The 17,073-nt window shown below is 60.3% G+C and carries 11 protein-coding genes and 1 pseudogene; 7 read left to right on the top strand and 5 right to left on the bottom strand.

The annotated features are described in order from the left end of the window. Nucleotides 1-33: 33 nt before the first annotated feature. From BDB13_RS19740 to BDB13_RS19730, 3 genes and pseudogenes are all read right to left on the bottom strand, one after another. Nucleotides 34-1,308 (bottom strand): annotated as a pseudogene (locus tag BDB13_RS19740) (IS256 family transposase); the annotation flags it as partial. 586 nt (nucleotides 1,309-1,894) lie between these two features. Further along, complete coding sequence (locus BDB13_RS19735) at nucleotides 1,895-2,614, bottom strand: TetR/AcrR family transcriptional regulator (RefSeq protein WP_094273228.1); 720 nt, start codon at nucleotides 2,612-2,614, stop codon at nucleotides 1,895-1,897. A gap of 269 nt (nucleotides 2,615-2,883) precedes the next feature. Next, a complete protein-coding gene (locus tag BDB13_RS19730) occupies nucleotides 2,884-6,096 on the bottom strand; it encodes a protein kinase domain-containing protein (RefSeq protein ID WP_094273226.1) in 3,213 nt (1,070 codons plus the stop codon). 397 nt (nucleotides 6,097-6,493) lie between these two features. Between BDB13_RS19730 and BDB13_RS19725 the strand changes: the two genes are divergently transcribed. From BDB13_RS19725 to BDB13_RS19710, 4 genes are all read left to right on the top strand, one after another. Then, nucleotides 6,494-7,456 (top strand): alpha/beta hydrolase, encoded by a 963-nt coding sequence (locus tag BDB13_RS19725; RefSeq protein ID WP_254922887.1) that lies wholly within the window; start codon nucleotides 6,494-6,496, stop codon nucleotides 7,454-7,456. A gap of 155 nt (nucleotides 7,457-7,611) precedes the next feature. Next, a complete protein-coding gene (gene acs / locus BDB13_RS19720; protein WP_094273223.1) occupies nucleotides 7,612-9,555 on the top strand; it encodes an acetate--CoA ligase in 1,944 nt (647 codons plus the stop codon). A gap of 189 nt (nucleotides 9,556-9,744) precedes the next feature. Then, entirely contained in the window at nucleotides 9,745-10,545 is an 801-nt protein-coding gene (locus BDB13_RS19715; RefSeq protein ID WP_094273221.1) for an enoyl-CoA hydratase/isomerase family protein, read from the top strand. A gap of 158 nt (nucleotides 10,546-10,703) precedes the next feature. Continuing rightward, a complete protein-coding gene (locus BDB13_RS19710) occupies nucleotides 10,704-11,183 on the top strand; it encodes an ArsR/SmtB family transcription factor (RefSeq protein WP_254922886.1) in 480 nt (159 codons plus the stop codon). A 552-nt stretch (nucleotides 11,184-11,735) separates the two neighbouring features. On the opposite strand, the gene BDB13_RS19700 is transcribed toward BDB13_RS19710, so the two are convergent. Then, nucleotides 11,736-12,572 (bottom strand): mycofactocin-coupled SDR family oxidoreductase, encoded by an 837-nt coding sequence (locus BDB13_RS19700; protein WP_094273217.1) that lies wholly within the window; start codon nucleotides 12,570-12,572, stop codon nucleotides 11,736-11,738. Nucleotides 12,573-13,154: 582 nt separating this feature from the next. Between BDB13_RS19700 and BDB13_RS19695 the strand changes: the two genes are divergently transcribed. Beyond that, a complete protein-coding gene (locus BDB13_RS19695) occupies nucleotides 13,155-13,754 on the top strand; it encodes a TetR/AcrR family transcriptional regulator (protein ID WP_094273215.1) in 600 nt (199 codons plus the stop codon). A 55-nt stretch (nucleotides 13,755-13,809) separates the two neighbouring features. Here BDB13_RS19695 and BDB13_RS19690 read toward each other — a convergent pair whose 3' ends face one another. Further along, nucleotides 13,810-14,601 (bottom strand): enoyl-CoA hydratase/isomerase family protein, encoded by a 792-nt coding sequence (locus BDB13_RS19690; protein WP_094273213.1) that lies wholly within the window; start codon nucleotides 14,599-14,601, stop codon nucleotides 13,810-13,812. A gap of 419 nt (nucleotides 14,602-15,020) precedes the next feature. Here BDB13_RS19690 and BDB13_RS19685 point away from each other — a divergent pair, with 419 nt between their 5' ends. Beyond that, nucleotides 15,021-15,761, top strand: a complete 741-nt coding sequence (locus BDB13_RS19685; RefSeq protein WP_094273211.1) for an SDR family NAD(P)-dependent oxidoreductase — start codon at nucleotides 15,021-15,023, stop codon at nucleotides 15,759-15,761. A 72-nt stretch (nucleotides 15,762-15,833) separates the two neighbouring features. Continuing rightward, on the top strand, nucleotides 15,834-17,024 hold the full coding sequence (locus tag BDB13_RS19680; protein WP_094275043.1) for an LLM class flavin-dependent oxidoreductase: 1,191 nt from the start codon (nucleotides 15,834-15,836) through the stop codon (nucleotides 17,022-17,024). Nucleotides 17,025-17,073: the final 49 nt, after the last annotated feature.

Genomic DNA, 17,073 nt, shown 5'->3' with positions numbered 1-17,073 from the left:
TTCGGATTCGATCTGCCCTTGGCAAGCTGTGATGGGCATACGGTCGCCGAAGGTGATCGCGAACGCGTTGAGCGCTGGTTGCCAGCGCGTGGTCCATCGTTGCTGGCCAGTGCCCTTGGGATCCAGTGATCTGGTGACCAGGTACAGGAACTTCAACGCGGCCTGCTCGGTCGGGAAGTGCCCGCGGACGGTCACCGCACGCCGATAGCGCGCGTTCAGGCTCTCGACGGCATTCGTGCTGCAGAGCACTGTTCGGATCTCCACGTCGAAGTCCAGGAACGGAACGAACTGTTCCCAAGCGTTGCGCCACCGTTGGCCGATTGCAGGGTAGGCCTTGCCCCACTTCTCCTCGAAGTTCTCGAATGCCACCCATGCGGCCTCCCTCGACGGGGCCCGATAGATCGGCTTGAGATCTTCGGCGATTGCGCCCCAGAACTGCTTCGAGACATTTTTGAACGTGTTCCGGATCAGATGGATCACACACGTCTGGACTGTCGCTTGGGGGAACACCGACCCGACGGAGTCGGGGAGTCCTTTGAGGCCGTCGCAGACAATGAAGAACACGTCCTCGATGCAGCGGTTCCTCAGTTCGGTCAGAACCTGAAGCCAAAATTTCGCCGACTCCCCACCGCCGGTCCCTGCCCACAGTCCGAGGACGTCTTTGTGCCCAGTCAGGTCGACGCCGATCGCAGCGTAGAAGGGGCGGTTGACCACGTGCCCGTCGCGAACTTTGACGTAGACGGCATCGATAAATACTGCGGCATAGACCTTTTCGAGGGGCCGGGCGGCCCAATTCGCCATCTCGGTCAGGCCCCGGTCGGTGATCTTGGAGATGGTGTCTTTCGACAGCGACGCCCCGTAGATCTCCTCGAAGTGGGCAGAGACCTCCCCAGCGGTCAGACCCTTGGCGACCAACGAGAGCACGATCGTGTCGACTCCGCCTAGACGCCGCTGCCCTTTCTTCAGGATGGACGAGTCGAAAGTGCCGTCGCGGTCCCGCGGGACGTCGATTTTGACGGGGCCGACGTTGTCGGTCAGTACCGTCTTGACTCGGGTGCCGTTGCGGGAGTTTCCGCTGTCACGGCCGGTGGGGTCATGCTTGCTGTAGCCGAGGTGCTCGATCATCTCCTCGTCCAACGCGGTCTCGATCACCGTCTTGGTCAACGCTTTCAGAATTCCGCGTGGTCCGGTCATCGCGACGCCGCGGGCATGAGCAGAACGGACAAGCTCCTGGGCGATTGCCAGTTCCTCGGCCGTGAGCTCGGCGCTCTTGAGATCGACACCAGATTTGGGTTCGTCGGTGCTCACCACGCGATCCTCCGCTGGACCTCGGTGAGGGGCTGGTCCAATCGCCGCCCATCGGAAGCGACGAAGCAGCCTGTGTTGATCACCTTTTGAATTGCGGCACTGCCGCGGGGGAGCGTGGAACGAGCTTTCGACTTGGGCATTCCGACCAACCCTTCCTGGGCGGTCGCCATGAAGACAACGCCCGACCGACTATGTCCGATCAGAAAGACTGTACGACCTGTCTACCAAGAAGACAATGTGTTTTGACAACTCATTGGAATGTTCGCGTGGAGCGTGCCCGCCGCCCGTTCCCAAGCCATCTGGGTGATTGGGTTCGGACGGAGGTGATTACGCTGCGTGCGTAGTTGCACAAAAGTCGGGTTGATGGTGAAATTGCAATCCTGTTCCACAGCTGGATATTTGGGGCTGAGCCGCACTCGAATTCGAGGAGATCGCACTTTGCGCAACGTCGCTGCGCCCGGGCATGAAAGATCCACCCGTCGCTCCGGCAGGTCCGCAGCCACAACCGCTGAAATTGGTCCAGTTGTTAGGTTCTGGGTTGCCTCGGGAAGAAATCAGGCGTCTTGGTCTGCGGCCTGGGTTGGGGCTAGGTGGGCGGACTGACAGCTTTCATGCAGATATCAGCGAGCATTTTCACGAGTTGGTCATTGGTTAGCCCCGAGGAGGACAGCCATGTCCGATTGAGCAGCAAGGCCATCAACCGAATCCGTGCGCTCGCTTCGGGTCGACGTTCTGTCGGCCAACTCGACATGAGCAACGGCATGCAGTCGCTGAACTCAACTGTGGTGTTGAACAAGGTTGTGTACTCGGCTCGCTCGGTCGCGAGCACCTCATCGAGCACGAACATCAAGGTGCGATGCTGCTCGAAGTACGACAATCCGTCGCTGACCCAAGCTTCGATACCCGCGGTGTCGCCAGTCGCGAAGGACGAATCGGCCCGCTCGAAGTATGCCAAGATCTCGGGCGTCGCGTCCGTCATGATCGACTGCAGGAGATCGAGCTTGCTGCGAAAGTGAAGATAGAACGTCGCCCGACCGACGCCGGCCGCGATTGCGATTTCGTCAACGGTCGCCGCGGGGTACGTCGTATGTGCGAAAACATCCATGGCTCCGTCGATCAGCCGAGCCCGGGTTATCGCACGCTGCGCCTCGCGCAGCGACACTCGGGCGGGTCCACTCGGCGTCGTCGTGGCTGGCGCAGGATTGGCTGGGGCGGCCTTGGTTGACCTCTTCGTTGATCCACCTTCGAGTAGCTCGATTGGTGCAGGAGCGCCATCCGACCTCCCGGCCGCAATTCGCTTCGCCATGGCAAGAATCCTACATTGGCAGGTGCGTGTCTCACGGTAGTAGCGATGTCCGGCGTGCAAGCCCCGCGAACGATCCGTTCATGAGTTGGTCCAACCTGCCCCCGAGGCGACGCAACCGCATTGCCCGCTGAGGGTACGGAGCGCCCCAACGGTCGTCATCCTGCGAGCTGTAAGCGGTAGCTGACCTGAGTGGTGGCCGGCTCCGAGGCCGAGATGGACGGGAATGAAGACGGATCATGTTCTCCTGCAGTGGATTGTGACTATTATCGTCACAGCGATTCGTTTCGCGTCTGCTCCACCACCCATGCCGCGATCTGGGCGCGGGATGTGAATCCGAGTTTGGTGAGAAGGTGCTCGACATGTCCTTGCGCGGTTCGCGGCGAGATCACGAGTCGGGCGGCAATCTCCTTATTGGTCATGCCCTCGGCCACCAGTTCGGCGACTTCCTGTTCTCGTCTCGTCGGAGTCGCCGACGCATGACTGGGTGGTGCCTCCGGGAGCTCCTCACGCAGGGCATATGCGATGGCAGCGTCGAAGCCCAGCGACCGGCCCTTCCGTCGGGCGGCGTCGAATTCGCGCTGACCAAGTGCCTGGTGGCATGCCCGGTCGGACTCCTCGTGGTGGACGAAGAGGGCGGGAAACATGATCGTGACACTGCCGACTTCTCGCACAAGCTCCTCGCCCGCGGCCATCAGAATCACGGCACGACGTGGGTCGTTCTCACTGGCCGCGATCCAGGCCAGTGCCTCAAAGCACGTCGGGGCCATGAGGCGGTCTTTCACCTGTCGGCACAGCTGCAGAGAATGCTCGAGCAGCTGTATCGTCCGGGACCGGTCGCCCTGACGCCACATCGCAACTGCCATCGACCACAGTACGTATGACCGGTATACGGACTCTCCGCGTGACTCGGTGACAGCGAGCACACGTTCGTAGCATTCGATTGCCTTCCGTATTTCGCCCCCCTGCTCATACGCGATTCCGAGCATGTGCAAAATGCCAATCTGTGGCGCGTCGTCTCCCGGGCCAAATAATTCAAGGGCTTGTTCCAGGCGTGCACATGCCCGGGGGATGTCACCGCCGAACACCGCCAAGATCCCGTCGGAGTGCGCGATGTAGGCATGAGCCCGTGGGTCGGCGATCCGCGCCGCGAGCCCGCGCCCTTCCTCAGCCCGTTCGGCGCCCGCATCAATATCGCCTTGAACCTCGGCAAGCACACTGCTCGAGTAGAACGCTATGGCTCGCTCGGCCGTTACCTGCCCTGGTTGGCGCGCCAGGAGTCGGTCCAGCCAGTGCCGTGCCTCAGTGAACGGCCCACGCGAACTCCAAAACGGTAAGAGAGCGGCCGAGATGCGTAGCCCGGCGTCCGGGCTGTCGGACATGCAGAACTCCAGTGCCTCACGGAAATTCGGCTGCTCTTGCTCGAGGCGCGCGATCCACTGGAGCTGCCGTGCGCTTATCCACTCGGATTCGGCGTCAAGTGCGAGTTGCTGATACCAATCTCGGTGCATGCGACGGAGTTCCAGAAACTCATCGCGCCGCTGCAGTTGTTCCCGGCCGTAGTCACGGAGGGTTTCGAGCAGCCGGAATCGAACCGTGCCATTCGATTCCTCCCGTACGAGGATTGACTTGTCGACCAGGGAAATCAACGTTTCGAGCACGTCGTCGGGATTCATCCCTGTACCGCAGACTCCTTCCGCCGCATCGAGTCCGACACTGCCGGCGAACACCGACAGTCGTGCCCACACCAACTGTTCTTGTGGTGTGCACAGGTCATGGCTCCAGTCGATGCACAGTCGAAGGGTTCGCTGCCTCGACGGCGCACTCCGGTTGCCGCGTGTGAGCAGGGAGTACCGGTCGTCGAGTCGCTGCAAGATCTGCTCGGGCGACATGGCGCGTAGCTGCGCTGCCGCCAACTCGATCGGGAGGGGCAATCCGTCTAATCGGTTGCAGATCTGTGTGACCACACTGCGGTTGTCATCGGTGAGTTCGAAGTGGGGGACCGCAGAGGCAGCGCGTTCGACGAACAATGTCACCGCGTCGTATCGGGGAAGTCCACGAAGTGACGGTTCACAGTCGGGATCAGGAACAGTGAGGGGTGGAACTCGCATGACCGATTCGGCGCCGATTCCGAACGCCTCTCGGCTCGTCGCGAGAATACGCACGCCGGGGCAGGACCGAAGTAGCGTCTCCGACAGGGAAGCTGCCGCGTCCACCACCTGTTCGCAGTTGTCGAGGAGTAGCAGCACCTCGCGATTGGCGAGGAAATTGAGGAGGAGAGTGTTCGGAGACAGGGCCGACTGGTCCCGCAGTCCGAGCGCCGCCACGACGACGTCGACGAGCAGTGACTCGTCCGACAGTTCACCGAGTTCTACGAGCCAGACGCCGTTGCTGAAGTTCTGCTTCGCGTTTGCCGCTGCCCGCAATGCCAGTCGCGTTTTCCCGACGCCGCCGATCCCTGTCAACGTCACCAGTCGCGATGAATTCAGCAATACTTTCAGTTCTGAGAGTTCGTTGCGGCGGCCGACGAAACTGGTTAGTTCGAGTGGAAGTGTCCCGCTGGGGTTATGGGGGGTGTACGGATGGATTCTCGGGCGACTTCGTTGCGGTTCCGAGGGTGGTTCAGATTGTGCAGGTACGGCCCTGTCGTCGGCCGGGATATCTTGGCGCAGTTGGAGATCGCGAATCGCCTCGCCGAGTGTGGCTGCTGTGGGCTGTCTGTCGTCCGGATTTGCGGACGTTGCACGCTCGATCGCCGCGCACAAGGCGTCGGCGATGCCCTGCCTGCGCGGGTCTGGAATGGGCTGCGTGGCGATTGTCATGGACAAGTGCTCATCGGTGGGGCGTTCGAATACTGAGTGACCGGTCACGGCGCAATATAAAGTGGCAGCGAGACCGTAGATGTCAGACGCGGGGCTCGGAGATTTGCCCGCGAGGACCTCGGGTGCGGTGAATGTGGACGACGCAATCGGCGCCCCAGTCGTTGTCTCGAAACTGCTTGCAGTGTAGGCGATCTCGAAGGCGGCGAGTGCAGGCTCGTCGTAGTCCGTGAATAGGACGTTCGCGGGCTTTACATCGCGGTGCACGATCCCGAGTCGGTGCGCCGCTTCGAGTGCGCCGGCCAGTTTTACCCCTAGCCTCAATGTGTCTTCCAGGGACAGCGGGCCTTGTTGGCGGAGTCGAGCCTCAAGGGAGCTATGCAAGAGGTCTCGCGTCACAAGGAATGGGTGCCCGCTTTCGGTGACGTCGGCCTGTAGGACGGTGACGATGTGGGGGTGCCCGGCGAGTCGGCCCATTGCCTGTTGTTTCCGGAGGAAGCGCTTCTGGTCGCCGACGTCCAGGTTGGAGAGGAGGACCGTGACTGCCACTGTGCGATTGAGTGAGGTTTGATAGCACCGATAGACCGCACTGAAATCGTCATGCTCGATCTCGCGGGCGTTGTCGAATCCCGCGGCACTTAGTTCAATGCTGACGTCGGGGACCATGTCACCCCGCGTCTCGAACGGATTTCTGATCGGCCATCGGCTTCTGCGCACTTCACCCTCTTCGTGTCATCGAAGCAGGTGTGACGTATGCCACCTTGTCAACGATATTCTCAGGATATCTCTGCCCGGTGGCTGCCGGTAGTTTCGGCACTCGGAGGGGTGAGACTACGTGCCGATGGCGCAAATCTACGGAACCGCTCGGGGAGGGCGCTACAGGTTCCGTGCATGCAAAAGCCGCGCGCCGCTCTGCAAGTCAGCGCACCGAAGTCCCGAGGGAACGATCAGGAACTGCCGTAGTCAAACAACTGTCCATTAGTGGTGACAATCGTACAGTTGTCCGTTAGTGTCTGGTTGAGGGGCGCTGATCCCAACCCAACACGAGCTTGATAGGACGACGATGTCAACGATGAACATGATGGATCCTGAACTGGCCGCAGTCTGCGCTGCACTTGCTTCGGAAGCCATGGCGAACGGCGCGATGACAATCCCCGAGCGGGGCGACGCGTTGGGGCTTCGGGCCGTGCTCGAAACTGGGATGGCGGCCGTTCCTTCCCCTCCCTCAACCGGCGTCTCCGTAAGTTCGCACTTCGCCCCGACGCCTGACGGCTCAGAAATTGAATTACGTTTCTACAGCACCGATACCGGGACGACGACCGACCGTCCAGCAGTCGTGTACTTGCACGGCGGAGGGATGATCTCCGGCAAACTCGACCACTACGACGGAATCGTTCGCTACTACGTGCAGGAGTCGAATGTTCCACTGCTGCTTGTCGATTACCGACTGGCTCCCGAGCAAACGGGCACGGCGCTCGCGGAAGACGGATTCACCGGTCTTCAGTGGCTTGTCGACCACGCCGATGAACTAGGAGTGGATCCTGCTCGCATTGCAGTCATGGGCGATAGCGGCGGCGGCGGCGTCGCCGCAGGAACCGTGATTCTTGCTCGCGACAGAGGCGTACCGATTGCGAAGCAAATCCTCATCTACCCGATGCTCGATGACCGCAATACCGAACCGGATCCGATCCTCGAGGGTGCCGTCGCATGGACCCATGACAACAACTGGACCTCGTGGAGGGCGGTACTCGGAGCGGACTTCGGAAGCGACAGGGTCTCACCGATCGCCGCGCCGGCACGTCTCGAGGACTTTGCCGGTCTTCCTCCTACCTATATCGAAGTGGGTGAACTCGACATCTTCAGGGAAGAATCGATTGCCTACGCGCGCCGTCTGTACGAGGTGGGAATCTCATGTGAATTGCAGGTTCTTCCTGGTGTAATCCACGGACACGACCGCATGAGTCTCGATATCGGGGTGACCCGCCGCACTCTGGCGGATCGCTGCCGGGTAATCGCGGACCTGTAACCGTTTTCAGGGGAATCCCGCCGGTGATGTCGTGATGCCGGCGGGATTCGAGTCGTAGCGGCACTTGTACGGCGCAGTTGCGCACGGCTTCTGATCCGCTGACGTCGGGTCCAACGATGTACTGCTCCACGCCAGTAGGAAGGAACGAGATTGACATGACCGTCTCGCCGAATGCATCAGACGTCCCGCAGGCGTACCCGCCCAGCGCAGAATTTGCCGCGGCCGCCAACGCCGGACCGGAACTCCAAGCTGCCGCCGACACCGACCGCCTCGGCTTCTGGGCCGACCAAGCCGAACGTCTGCACTGGCACGAAAAATGGACCGACGTCCTCGACTGGACCGACGCACCCGTAGCCAAATGGTTTGTCGGCGGCAAACTCAACGTCGCCTACAACTGCGTCGACCGCCACGTCCTCGCCGGCAACGGCGACCGCGTCGCAATCCACTTCGAAGGCGAACCCGGCGACAGCCGCGACCTCACCTACAACGACCTGCTCGCCGAAGTCAGCCGCGCCGCAAACACATTCACCGACCTCGGACTCGTCGCCGGTGACCGCGTTGCCATCTACATGCCGATGATCCCCGAAGCGATAGTCACGATGCTCGCCTGCGCCCGCCTCGGACTGACCCACTCCGTCGTCTTCGCCGGATTCTCCGCCACCGCCCTACGCTCACGCATCGACGACGCACAAGCCAAACTCGTCGTCACCGTCGACGGCCAATGGCGCCGCGGATCTGCAGCCCCCATCAAGGAAGCCGTCGACGAATCCGTCGACGGCGCGCAATCCGTCCAAAACGTGTTGGTAGTCAACAGGACCGGCATCGACGTCGCCTGGACGCAAGGCCGCGACCTGTGGTGGCACGAAACCGTCGCTACAGCTTCCCCCGAACACGAAGCTCAGCCGTTCGACGCCGAGCATCCCCTGTTCATCCTCTACACCTCCGGCACCACCGGTAAGCCCAAGGGCATCATCCACACCTCCGGCGGCTACCTCACCCAGGCGTCGTACACCCACCACAACGTCTTCGATCACAAAGCCGGACAAGACGTTTACTGGTGCACCGCCGACATCGGCTGGGTCACCGGACACTCCTACATCGTCTACGGCCCACTCTCGAACGGCGTCACCCAGGTCGTCTACGAAGGCACCCCGAACTCCCCGAACGAGCACCGCCACTTCGAGATCATCGAAAAGTACGACGTCTCCATCTACTACACCGCCCCCACCCTCGTGCGCACATTCATGAAGTGGGGGCGCGAGATTCCCGACGCCCACGACCTGACCTCGATCCGCCTCCTCGGCTCCGTCGGCGAACCCATCAACCCCGAAGCGTGGCGCTGGTTCCGCGACGTCATCGGCGGCGGCAAGGCGCCCATCGTCGACACCTGGTGGCAGACCGAAACCGGCGCGATCATGATCTCGCCGCTGCCCGGAATCACCGCCACCAAGCCCGGATCCGCGATGGCACCACTACCGGGTATCTCCGCGAAAATCGTCGACGACGACGCAAAGATCCTCGGCGCCGGCGGAAACGGCTACCTCGTGCTCGACCAGCCGTGGCCGGCGATGCTGCGCGGCATCTGGGGCGACATGGAACGCTTCAAGGACACCTACTGGTCCCGCTACGCCGAAGAAGGCTGGTACTTCGCCGGTGACGGCGCCAAGTACGACGACGACGGCGACCTCTGGGTTCTCGGCCGCGTCGACGACGTCATGAACGTCTCCGGCCACCGCATCTCCACCTCCGAGGTGGAATCGGCACTGGTCAACCATCACGGTGTGGCCGAAGCCGCCGTCGTCGGAGCAGCCGACGAGACCACCGGCCAGGGCATCGTCGCCTACGTGATCCTGCGCGAAGGCGTCGAAAACACCGGAGAAATCCTGATCGCGGAACTCAAGGCACAGGTGTCCAAGGACATCAGCCCCATCGCCAAGCCCCGTCAGATCACTATCGTTCCCGAGCTTCCGAAGACCCGGTCCGGCAAGATCATGCGTCGACTCCTGCGTGATATCGCGGAAGGCCGCGACCTCGGAGACACCTCAACGCTGGTGGATCCCAAGGTATTCGACGCTCTCGTCGGAGAATCGTCCAGATAGGTGGTACCGGGTAGGCGGGAAAGTCACGTCGTCTCGACCTGAGTTTCTTGGTGTTCGGCACCCGTTTCCTCAGCCTTGTCATCCCGGCAGGGTCGGTGCGATCGTGTGATAGTTTTTGAACAATCGCACGTCTATGTCTCGTATTCAGGCTCGTGAGCGACCCTGTGAGTTATGTACTAGGAGCAACCGATGACGCAATCGGATCAATCGCAGACCGTGCTCCTCAGCGAGCCAGCGCCCCATGTTCGGCTGTTGACTCTCAATTTGCCTCGTCTGCGAAACGCGATGACGGAAGAGATGACTTCGGCCTGGTCCGAAGCGCTCTCTGACATGGAAAGCGATCGCGACGTACGAGCGTTGGTGGTGACAGGTGGTGGTACGTCATTCTGCTCGGGGGCGGATTTGTCATGGCTCGATGAGGCGCCTGCGACCGCACGCACGCCCGACCGTCTCCAGGGCAAGATGAGACCCTTCTACCGCGCGTGGCTAGCGCCGCGGGAGCTGCCGTTTCCTGTGATTGCCGCGGTTAACGGGCCGGCAGTCGGCGCCGGAGTCTGCCTCGCCCTTGCTTGCGATCTGCGTTATGCAAATAACAGTGCAGTGTTCAAGACGCCTTTCAACTATCTGGGCACGCATGGGGGGATGGGAATTACGGCGCTTTTGCCGGAGGTCATCGGTGCCGCGCGAGCGCGGGAAATGCTCTATAGCGGACGCGATGTCGGGGCGGACGAGGCTCTCGGATGGGGTTTGGTGACCGGAGTGCACGACGACGTACTCAGCTATTCGATTGATGTGGCGCGCACAATTGCCTCGGCGGCGCCCATTCCGACCAAGCTGACCAAGATGGGACTCGAACAGGGACGTGCCGGGCTGGCGGCTGCGGTGACCTGGGAGTCTCTGGCGCAACCCGTGACGATGGCCACGGCGGATCTGCACGAGGGGATCGCAGCGAGTCAAGAACGACGACGCCCGGTGTTCACCGGCGACTAGCGGGGGCAGTGCCCGACGCGAGTCGGGGGAGTCGGCCGAGTATGTGTGGTCGACGATCCCGGCAGAATAGGGCAGGAGAGACAGTGGCGCCGAGTTACGGTCGTCACTAATTTGATCTGTTTCATAGTTAACGACATGTTGTGGTTTATGATTGACTCATGTTGGGTGCAATGGAGTGGTCACACGATCGAACCGATTCCATGTCCGATGCGGGTGCGTCAGTCGACTCACTGGCTGAGGTCGGTCCGATGGACCTGCTCCGTGCTCTCGGAGACCCGGTCCGCTGGAGCATCGTTCGCCAACTGTGCGCCGTTGACGAGCTTCCGTGCAGCACACTCGAACACACATTGAACGTATCCAAGCCCACAATTTCGTACCACACGAAGATCCTTATACAGGCGGGTCTCATGTACCTCCGTAAAGAAGGTCGCAACAACTTCTACACGCTTCGCCCCGAAGCGTTGCACGCACTGATCGAGGCAGTTTCGGTACTTGCTCCGGATATCTCGCCGGCTGATGACGGCGTACTGAAGTTTCCCGCGGCTTCGGGCAGGGTACACGGGCAGACGGAGACAGATCGCACGGATCATCCGATAGCCGTTGGCGCGGAGCATGTTCCGGTCGTTACTACCTGGTAAGCGGTAGTTCGTACAGTTCAGGTACGTGGGCTATGGCTGCACCGCCGGGCGCACCACACGGTGCAGACCCGGCCTGTGGGCCTCAACGTATCCCGGCTAATTCGTCATTCAGTGAACGACTGTGCGTGTGACGGCTCTTCTTCTGTGCCCGCAACAATGTCCATCCATCTCGAATTTGCTTGTGCGATAGCGATATCCGTGAAGACTTGTTGAATTACAGCCGCCGTTGGACGGGGTGTGATCAGTCTGGTGCACGCGATTACAGCGTGAATGATGAGCATTCGCATGAGAAACTTCCAAGTCTGCGTGCGGTGCCGATACTCGGCCTGCTTTGCTATCGGGAGATGTTCTGGACTCATCGTGAAGGCGATGGCAGTCAGACGTAGCAGGTCAGTCTCTCCGTTGATCAGCTTCTGCTCCGGTGAGTGCCGCAAATCTGGCGCATTCTGCGGCACTCACCTGGGGACTATTGGCCTACTGGTGGCGGAGAGGTTGAGAATTTATTGACTCGATACGCGAATCTTGTCTTCCGATCTTCACGGACCGGTTGCGCTATTTCAACATGCAACCAGCGTCGACTGGCATTGCAACGCCGGTGACGTAGCGCCCTTCATCTGAGGCAAGGAACAGTACGGCGTTGGAGATATCCACGGATTCCAGCCACGGCAATGGAAGCGCATGGGACATGGCAAACCTGTCGGCCATCGTCTCCATTGTCCGTTCCTCTGGGGTCAAATCAGGAGCGTATACCTCGTACATGTAGGGATTCTGAATGATCGGTGTGTCAACCATGGCTGGGTGAACAGTGTTGACGCGGATATGATCCTGGGCGAGTTCGAGTGCGAGGCTGCGCATTAGCCCGACCACGCCATGCTTCGATGCAACGTAGGCACCGGCGTTTTGTGCGCCTCTCAATCCTGCAACCGAGCTGGTAATGACAATCGCACCGCCGCCGGACTCGCGGAGATGTGGGATCGTAGCTTTGGCTGTGTGCCATGCCCCCGTGAGATTTACGTCGATGATTTCTCGCCAGGCATTTTCCTCGAGGTCTTCCATACGGGCAGCACTGAAGATTCCGGAGTTGGCGGCGACGATATCGAGTCGTCCGAGTTGCGCAACCCCCTCGTTCACGGCCGCCTCTACCGCGTTGAAATCGCGCACGTCGGCCTGAGTGGCAACGATGCGCCGGCCGAGGGCCTCGACCAACCGCACTGTTTCGGCCAAATCGTCGGGTGTCGCCAGCGGATAGTCGACTGAATCCATGGGGCTGCAGATGTCGATTGCGATGATGTCTGCACCTTCTTCGGCTAGACGTACGGCGTGACTACGTCCTTGCCCTCGAGCAGCGCCCGTGATGAATGCGACTTTGCCCTGAACTCTTCCAGTCATGTGAAACCTTCCGGTTTTGGAATATGACGGCCATCACGATCTTCGCGGAACCGCCAGAAGTGAAGTAGGATCCGCATCCATATTTAGATGCATTTGCAATCATCTAAATATTCTTGAGGTCTGTCAAGGGCATGTACCGCGCCGGCCTCAGGAAAATGCAAGCCTCCATTCCCGGGATGTACTGCGCGGGAATCGAGTGAAACTCGATGATGGTCAACGACTTTCGCATCCCGTCTATGCCTGAGGTTGGAGGGCTCGAATTGGCTGTCACGTGTCCCACTACTCCCGACGAAGGCTGATGCACTCGGAGACAACAGGTTCCAGGGTCCATCGGGTCAATGATGTTGGGAGTGGAGGGCGCAGGTCTCGCTCGCCCAGGCTTCTCCACCGGTGCGTCCTCATTTTGAGAAGGGTGGATCGAGCGTCGTCGTTGGCATCGAGACGCGCTTCGCACTGCGATGGTTTCGAGAAACGCTAACGGACAACTGTCCAGTGCCAGCTGTTAGTGTTTATGGGACAAGGAGGTGACCTCATGGGCTTGACTGGCATTCCACCTGCAGTTTTCATGCGGGGGGAGATCCGATGGATCCGCGCTCGATGCGAACTCGTCGACAACTTTTGGAGGCCTTCGAACGGTCGCTGGAAGCAGACAAGATGCCGACGGTCGCCGAACTCGTCCGTGAGGCCGGGGTGAGTCGCAGTTCGTTCTATGCGCACTTCACGGGTATCGAGGAAGTGGGAGTCGCAGCGCTCCGGTCCATCTTGGACGAATTCGAGCCGGGGGAGAGTCTCGATGTGAATCGTCAGGACGGAACATCTGCCTCGGTTACCTTCGAAGATCTGTTTGCCCATCTCGGGCAGCATCGCCGCCTGTGTTCCGCAGTTCTAGTCTCCGATACACATCTGCCGGCACTGGCCGAGTTGAAGACAACGCTGGTGGACCAACTCACTGAGGCGATCCATCGGTCGCCCGGCAAGCCCGGCAGCCTGGACGCGGGGAAGGCCGCGTCGTTCTTGGTGGGAGGCATCCTTGCCATTCTGCTGGAATCGCTGCAAGAGGCTGGGCGAGACGACGACTTGGGCGCAACATTGGCCGCGATGCTGCCAGAATGGCTCACGCGGGAACCCACACTTGCTGCACCGATCTTGTTCGCGCCCAAAGCAGACGCTTCGCCGCAATAAGATTGCGGCGAAGCGTCTGCCGCGGGGTTCGAGGTCAGTCCTTACTGCAGTCCAACTACCGGTTCGTGAACGGGTCAGGCCAGCCGTTCGCGAAAGTAGGCTCGCGCTTCTCGGCGAAAGCGTGAGCGCCTTCGACGAAGTCGCCGGCGAGTAGCACTCGCTGCATGACCGACTCGTAGTACTTCTGCTGCTCGGCCAGCTGTACGTCACGCCAGTAGCGTAGGACTTGCTTGGTGCCCCGGACTGCAACCTGAGAATGTGATGCGATGGCGGCAGCTTTTTCGAGTGCTGTGTCGATGAGCTTCTCGGAAGGAACAACCTTCTGTATCAGTCCGAGACGAAGCGCATCCTCGGCGGAAAGACGTTCACCGGTCAACATCAGATCCATCGCAGCTCCGAAGGGCATTAGCCGCGGCAGGACGTTGGCGGCCACACCGGCCAGAAATCCTCGCTTGACTTCGAAAACACCGAACCATGCCGTATCGGCGGCGATTCTGATGTCCGCACAGATCGCTAACTCGAGCCCGCCCGCGACGGCCAAGCCGTTGACCGCGGCGATCACTGGCTTCTCGCTTGCGGCCACACCTGCGATGTCCGGTTGGGGAGAGAGCGGGACTGCATTCTTCGCCGGTCCTGAAGCCATGGCCTTCAGGTCTCCGCCAGCGCTGAATGCTCTGGTGCCGGCGCCGGTAATGATGGCCACTCGTTGGCCGTCGTCAGCGTTGAACTCTCGCAGGCCCTCCTCGAGTTCCGACATGATCGTGCCGTTCAACGCGTTCATCGCGTCCGGACGGTTCAGCGTGAATACGGTCGTGTCCTTGAGTTTGTCCACCAACAGATCAGTCATTGCATCAGCCTCTCAATAGTTCGATTGATGCAAAACTGTAGCATGACGTGCGCCACAAAATGGGGCGAATGTGAACTCGGACGGCGCTTTTTGGGTCTTCATCAAACTAAAACCTTGACTTGTGATGCAAATCATTAGAAGATCATCGAAGCTTCGAGTAGCGGGGGTGGTGCTAGTGCTAGAAAGCCACCGAGTCCGACAGTTTGCATTCGCGACAGGACCCGACTTCCCTGCGTTGATCTCGTCGCACAGCCAACGGCATCGACCGTGACGGCACTTGCTTCGAAAATTCCGACCTGACATCTGGTTCATTCGGAAGATGTGGGAGTGGGGCCGGCGCGTCGCAACCGTCTTCGGTCGCGCGTTCTGCGCGGCCCACTGTTATCCCCTGCCATCACAACAGTTACCTCGGAGGGCATATGAATCTAGAACTTGCGGGAAAAACGGTCATCGTGACCGGCGGTGCCCAGGGCATCGGCCTGGCGACTGCGCAAATCTATGCATCGCGCGGTGCACAAGTTGTCGTCGCAGATCTGAACGGTGACGCAGCCAAGGCGGCTCTCGAAACCCTGGAGTCGCACGGAGTTACCCACTTCGCTGTCGATGTCGACGTTTCGTCGTCAGCAAGCGTCGAGAGCATGAAAGAACGGGTGATGGAGGCCGTCGGCAAGGTTGATGTACTCGCCAATGTCGCTGGTATTTACCCGAACTCGTTGATGACGGAGACTCCGGATGATGTCTGGCGGCGCACGCTGGCGGTAAACCTCGACGGAACCTTCTTCATGTGCCGCGCCTGGGCGCCGGTGCTGAGCGAACAAGAGGGTGCGGCGATCGTCAACGTTATTTCAGGCGCGGCCCGCATCCCGTATCCCGGACTCTCTGCTTACTCGGCGAGTAAAGGTGGGGTCATTTCGTTCTCCCGTGTGATTGCGGCAGAACTCGCTCCTTCGATTCGAGTGAACTGTATCGGTCCCGGAGGCACGCTCGCCGACGGCAAGGTCGACTCGGACACCGATCCGCAGATGATGGCCTTGATCCCGATGGCGCGACTCGGGCGTCCCGAGGAGATCGCCGAGGCAATCGTTTTCCTCGGTTCGGACCGCGCACGCTATGTCACAGGGCAAATCCTTCATGTCAACGGTGGACGTTCGATGCATTGACATCGCCGCCACTGCCCAATGGCTCAAGTCTCAGAAAACGACACCCAATCATTCAAGGATAGGAAAACTGCAATGAAGTTCGGTATCTTCATGTCTCCGTACCACATTCCGGGGAAGAGCCCATCGGTATCGCTCGCACACGACCTCGACATCATCGAGCATATGGACCGACTCGGATACGACGAAGCGTGGATCGGTGAACACCATTCCGGCGGGTTCGAGATTGTTTCTGCTCCGGACCTCCTCATCGCGGCAGCAGCGCAGCGCACGAGTGACATCCGTTTCGGTACCGGCGTCACCTCTGTGCCCTATCACCATCCTCTGGTGGCAGCTGGACGTATTACACTGTTGGACAACATTACTCGTGGACGTTTCATTTTTGGTGCCGGTCCAGGTGCGCTCGTAACCGACGCGCACATGATGGGTATCGAGCCGAATAATCAGCGTCGCATGATGGAAGAAGGCTTGGACGCGATCAGCAGGTTGATCAAAGGCGAGACCGTCGACATGGAGACCGATTGGTTCACACTGCAGGACGCTCGTCTGCAGGTCCTGCCGTACAAGGGCCGCGAAGTGGAGATTGCAGTTGCTTCAGTCCGCTCACCATCGGGTGTCAAGCTCGCCGGCCGGTACGGATTCGGACTGCTGTCGATTGCCGCGACCGATCCGAACGGTGGCTTCTCGTTTGTCGGAGAAACCTGGCGCCTGATGGAGGAACGGGCTAAGGAATCCGGACAGTCGGTGAGTAGGGACAACTGGCGCGTGATGGCCCCGATTCACATCGCCGAAACGAAGGAACAGGCGTACGAGGATGTACGTCACGGCATGGTTCCGATGGCGAAGTTCGGTTCGACCGGCCCCTTCGCCGCTGAAGGCATGGATATCGAACAGGTGCTTGCCGCGACGACCCATGAAGAAATGGTTGACAACTTGAATACGAGCGGCGCGGGAGTGGTGGGAACACCCGAGATGGCCATCGAACTTGTCAGCCGCCTCGAGAAGCAGTCGGGCGGATTCGGAACACTGCTGCTTGCCGGGAGCGACTGGGCGAATCAGGCAGCAACGAAGAAGTCGTTGGAACTGTTCGCCCAGTACGTCATTCCCGAGTTTCAAGGCACCTCGGCGCCGCTGCTGTCGTCGTGGGATCGCCTGTACTCGGGTCGAAAAGCGTTCGGTGCGGAATTCCGCGCGGCGCAGGACAAGGCAATCGCAGATGATGCCGCGGAGCGCACCACGCTGGCCGGGGCTGTCCCGACGAGCTAGTGCGGACTTCGGTCGGCAGGAAAGTTGCGAGAGCGTCTTTTCATAACTG

Origin of the sequence: Rhodococcus sp. OK302 (assembly GCF_002245895.1) — a bacterium.
In the GTDB taxonomy this organism is placed as follows: Bacteria; Actinomycetota; Actinomycetes; order Mycobacteriales; family Mycobacteriaceae; genus Rhodococcus_F.
The sequence above is the reverse complement of the archived record's forward strand: the minus strand, read 5'-3'. Positions and strand labels throughout refer to the sequence as shown.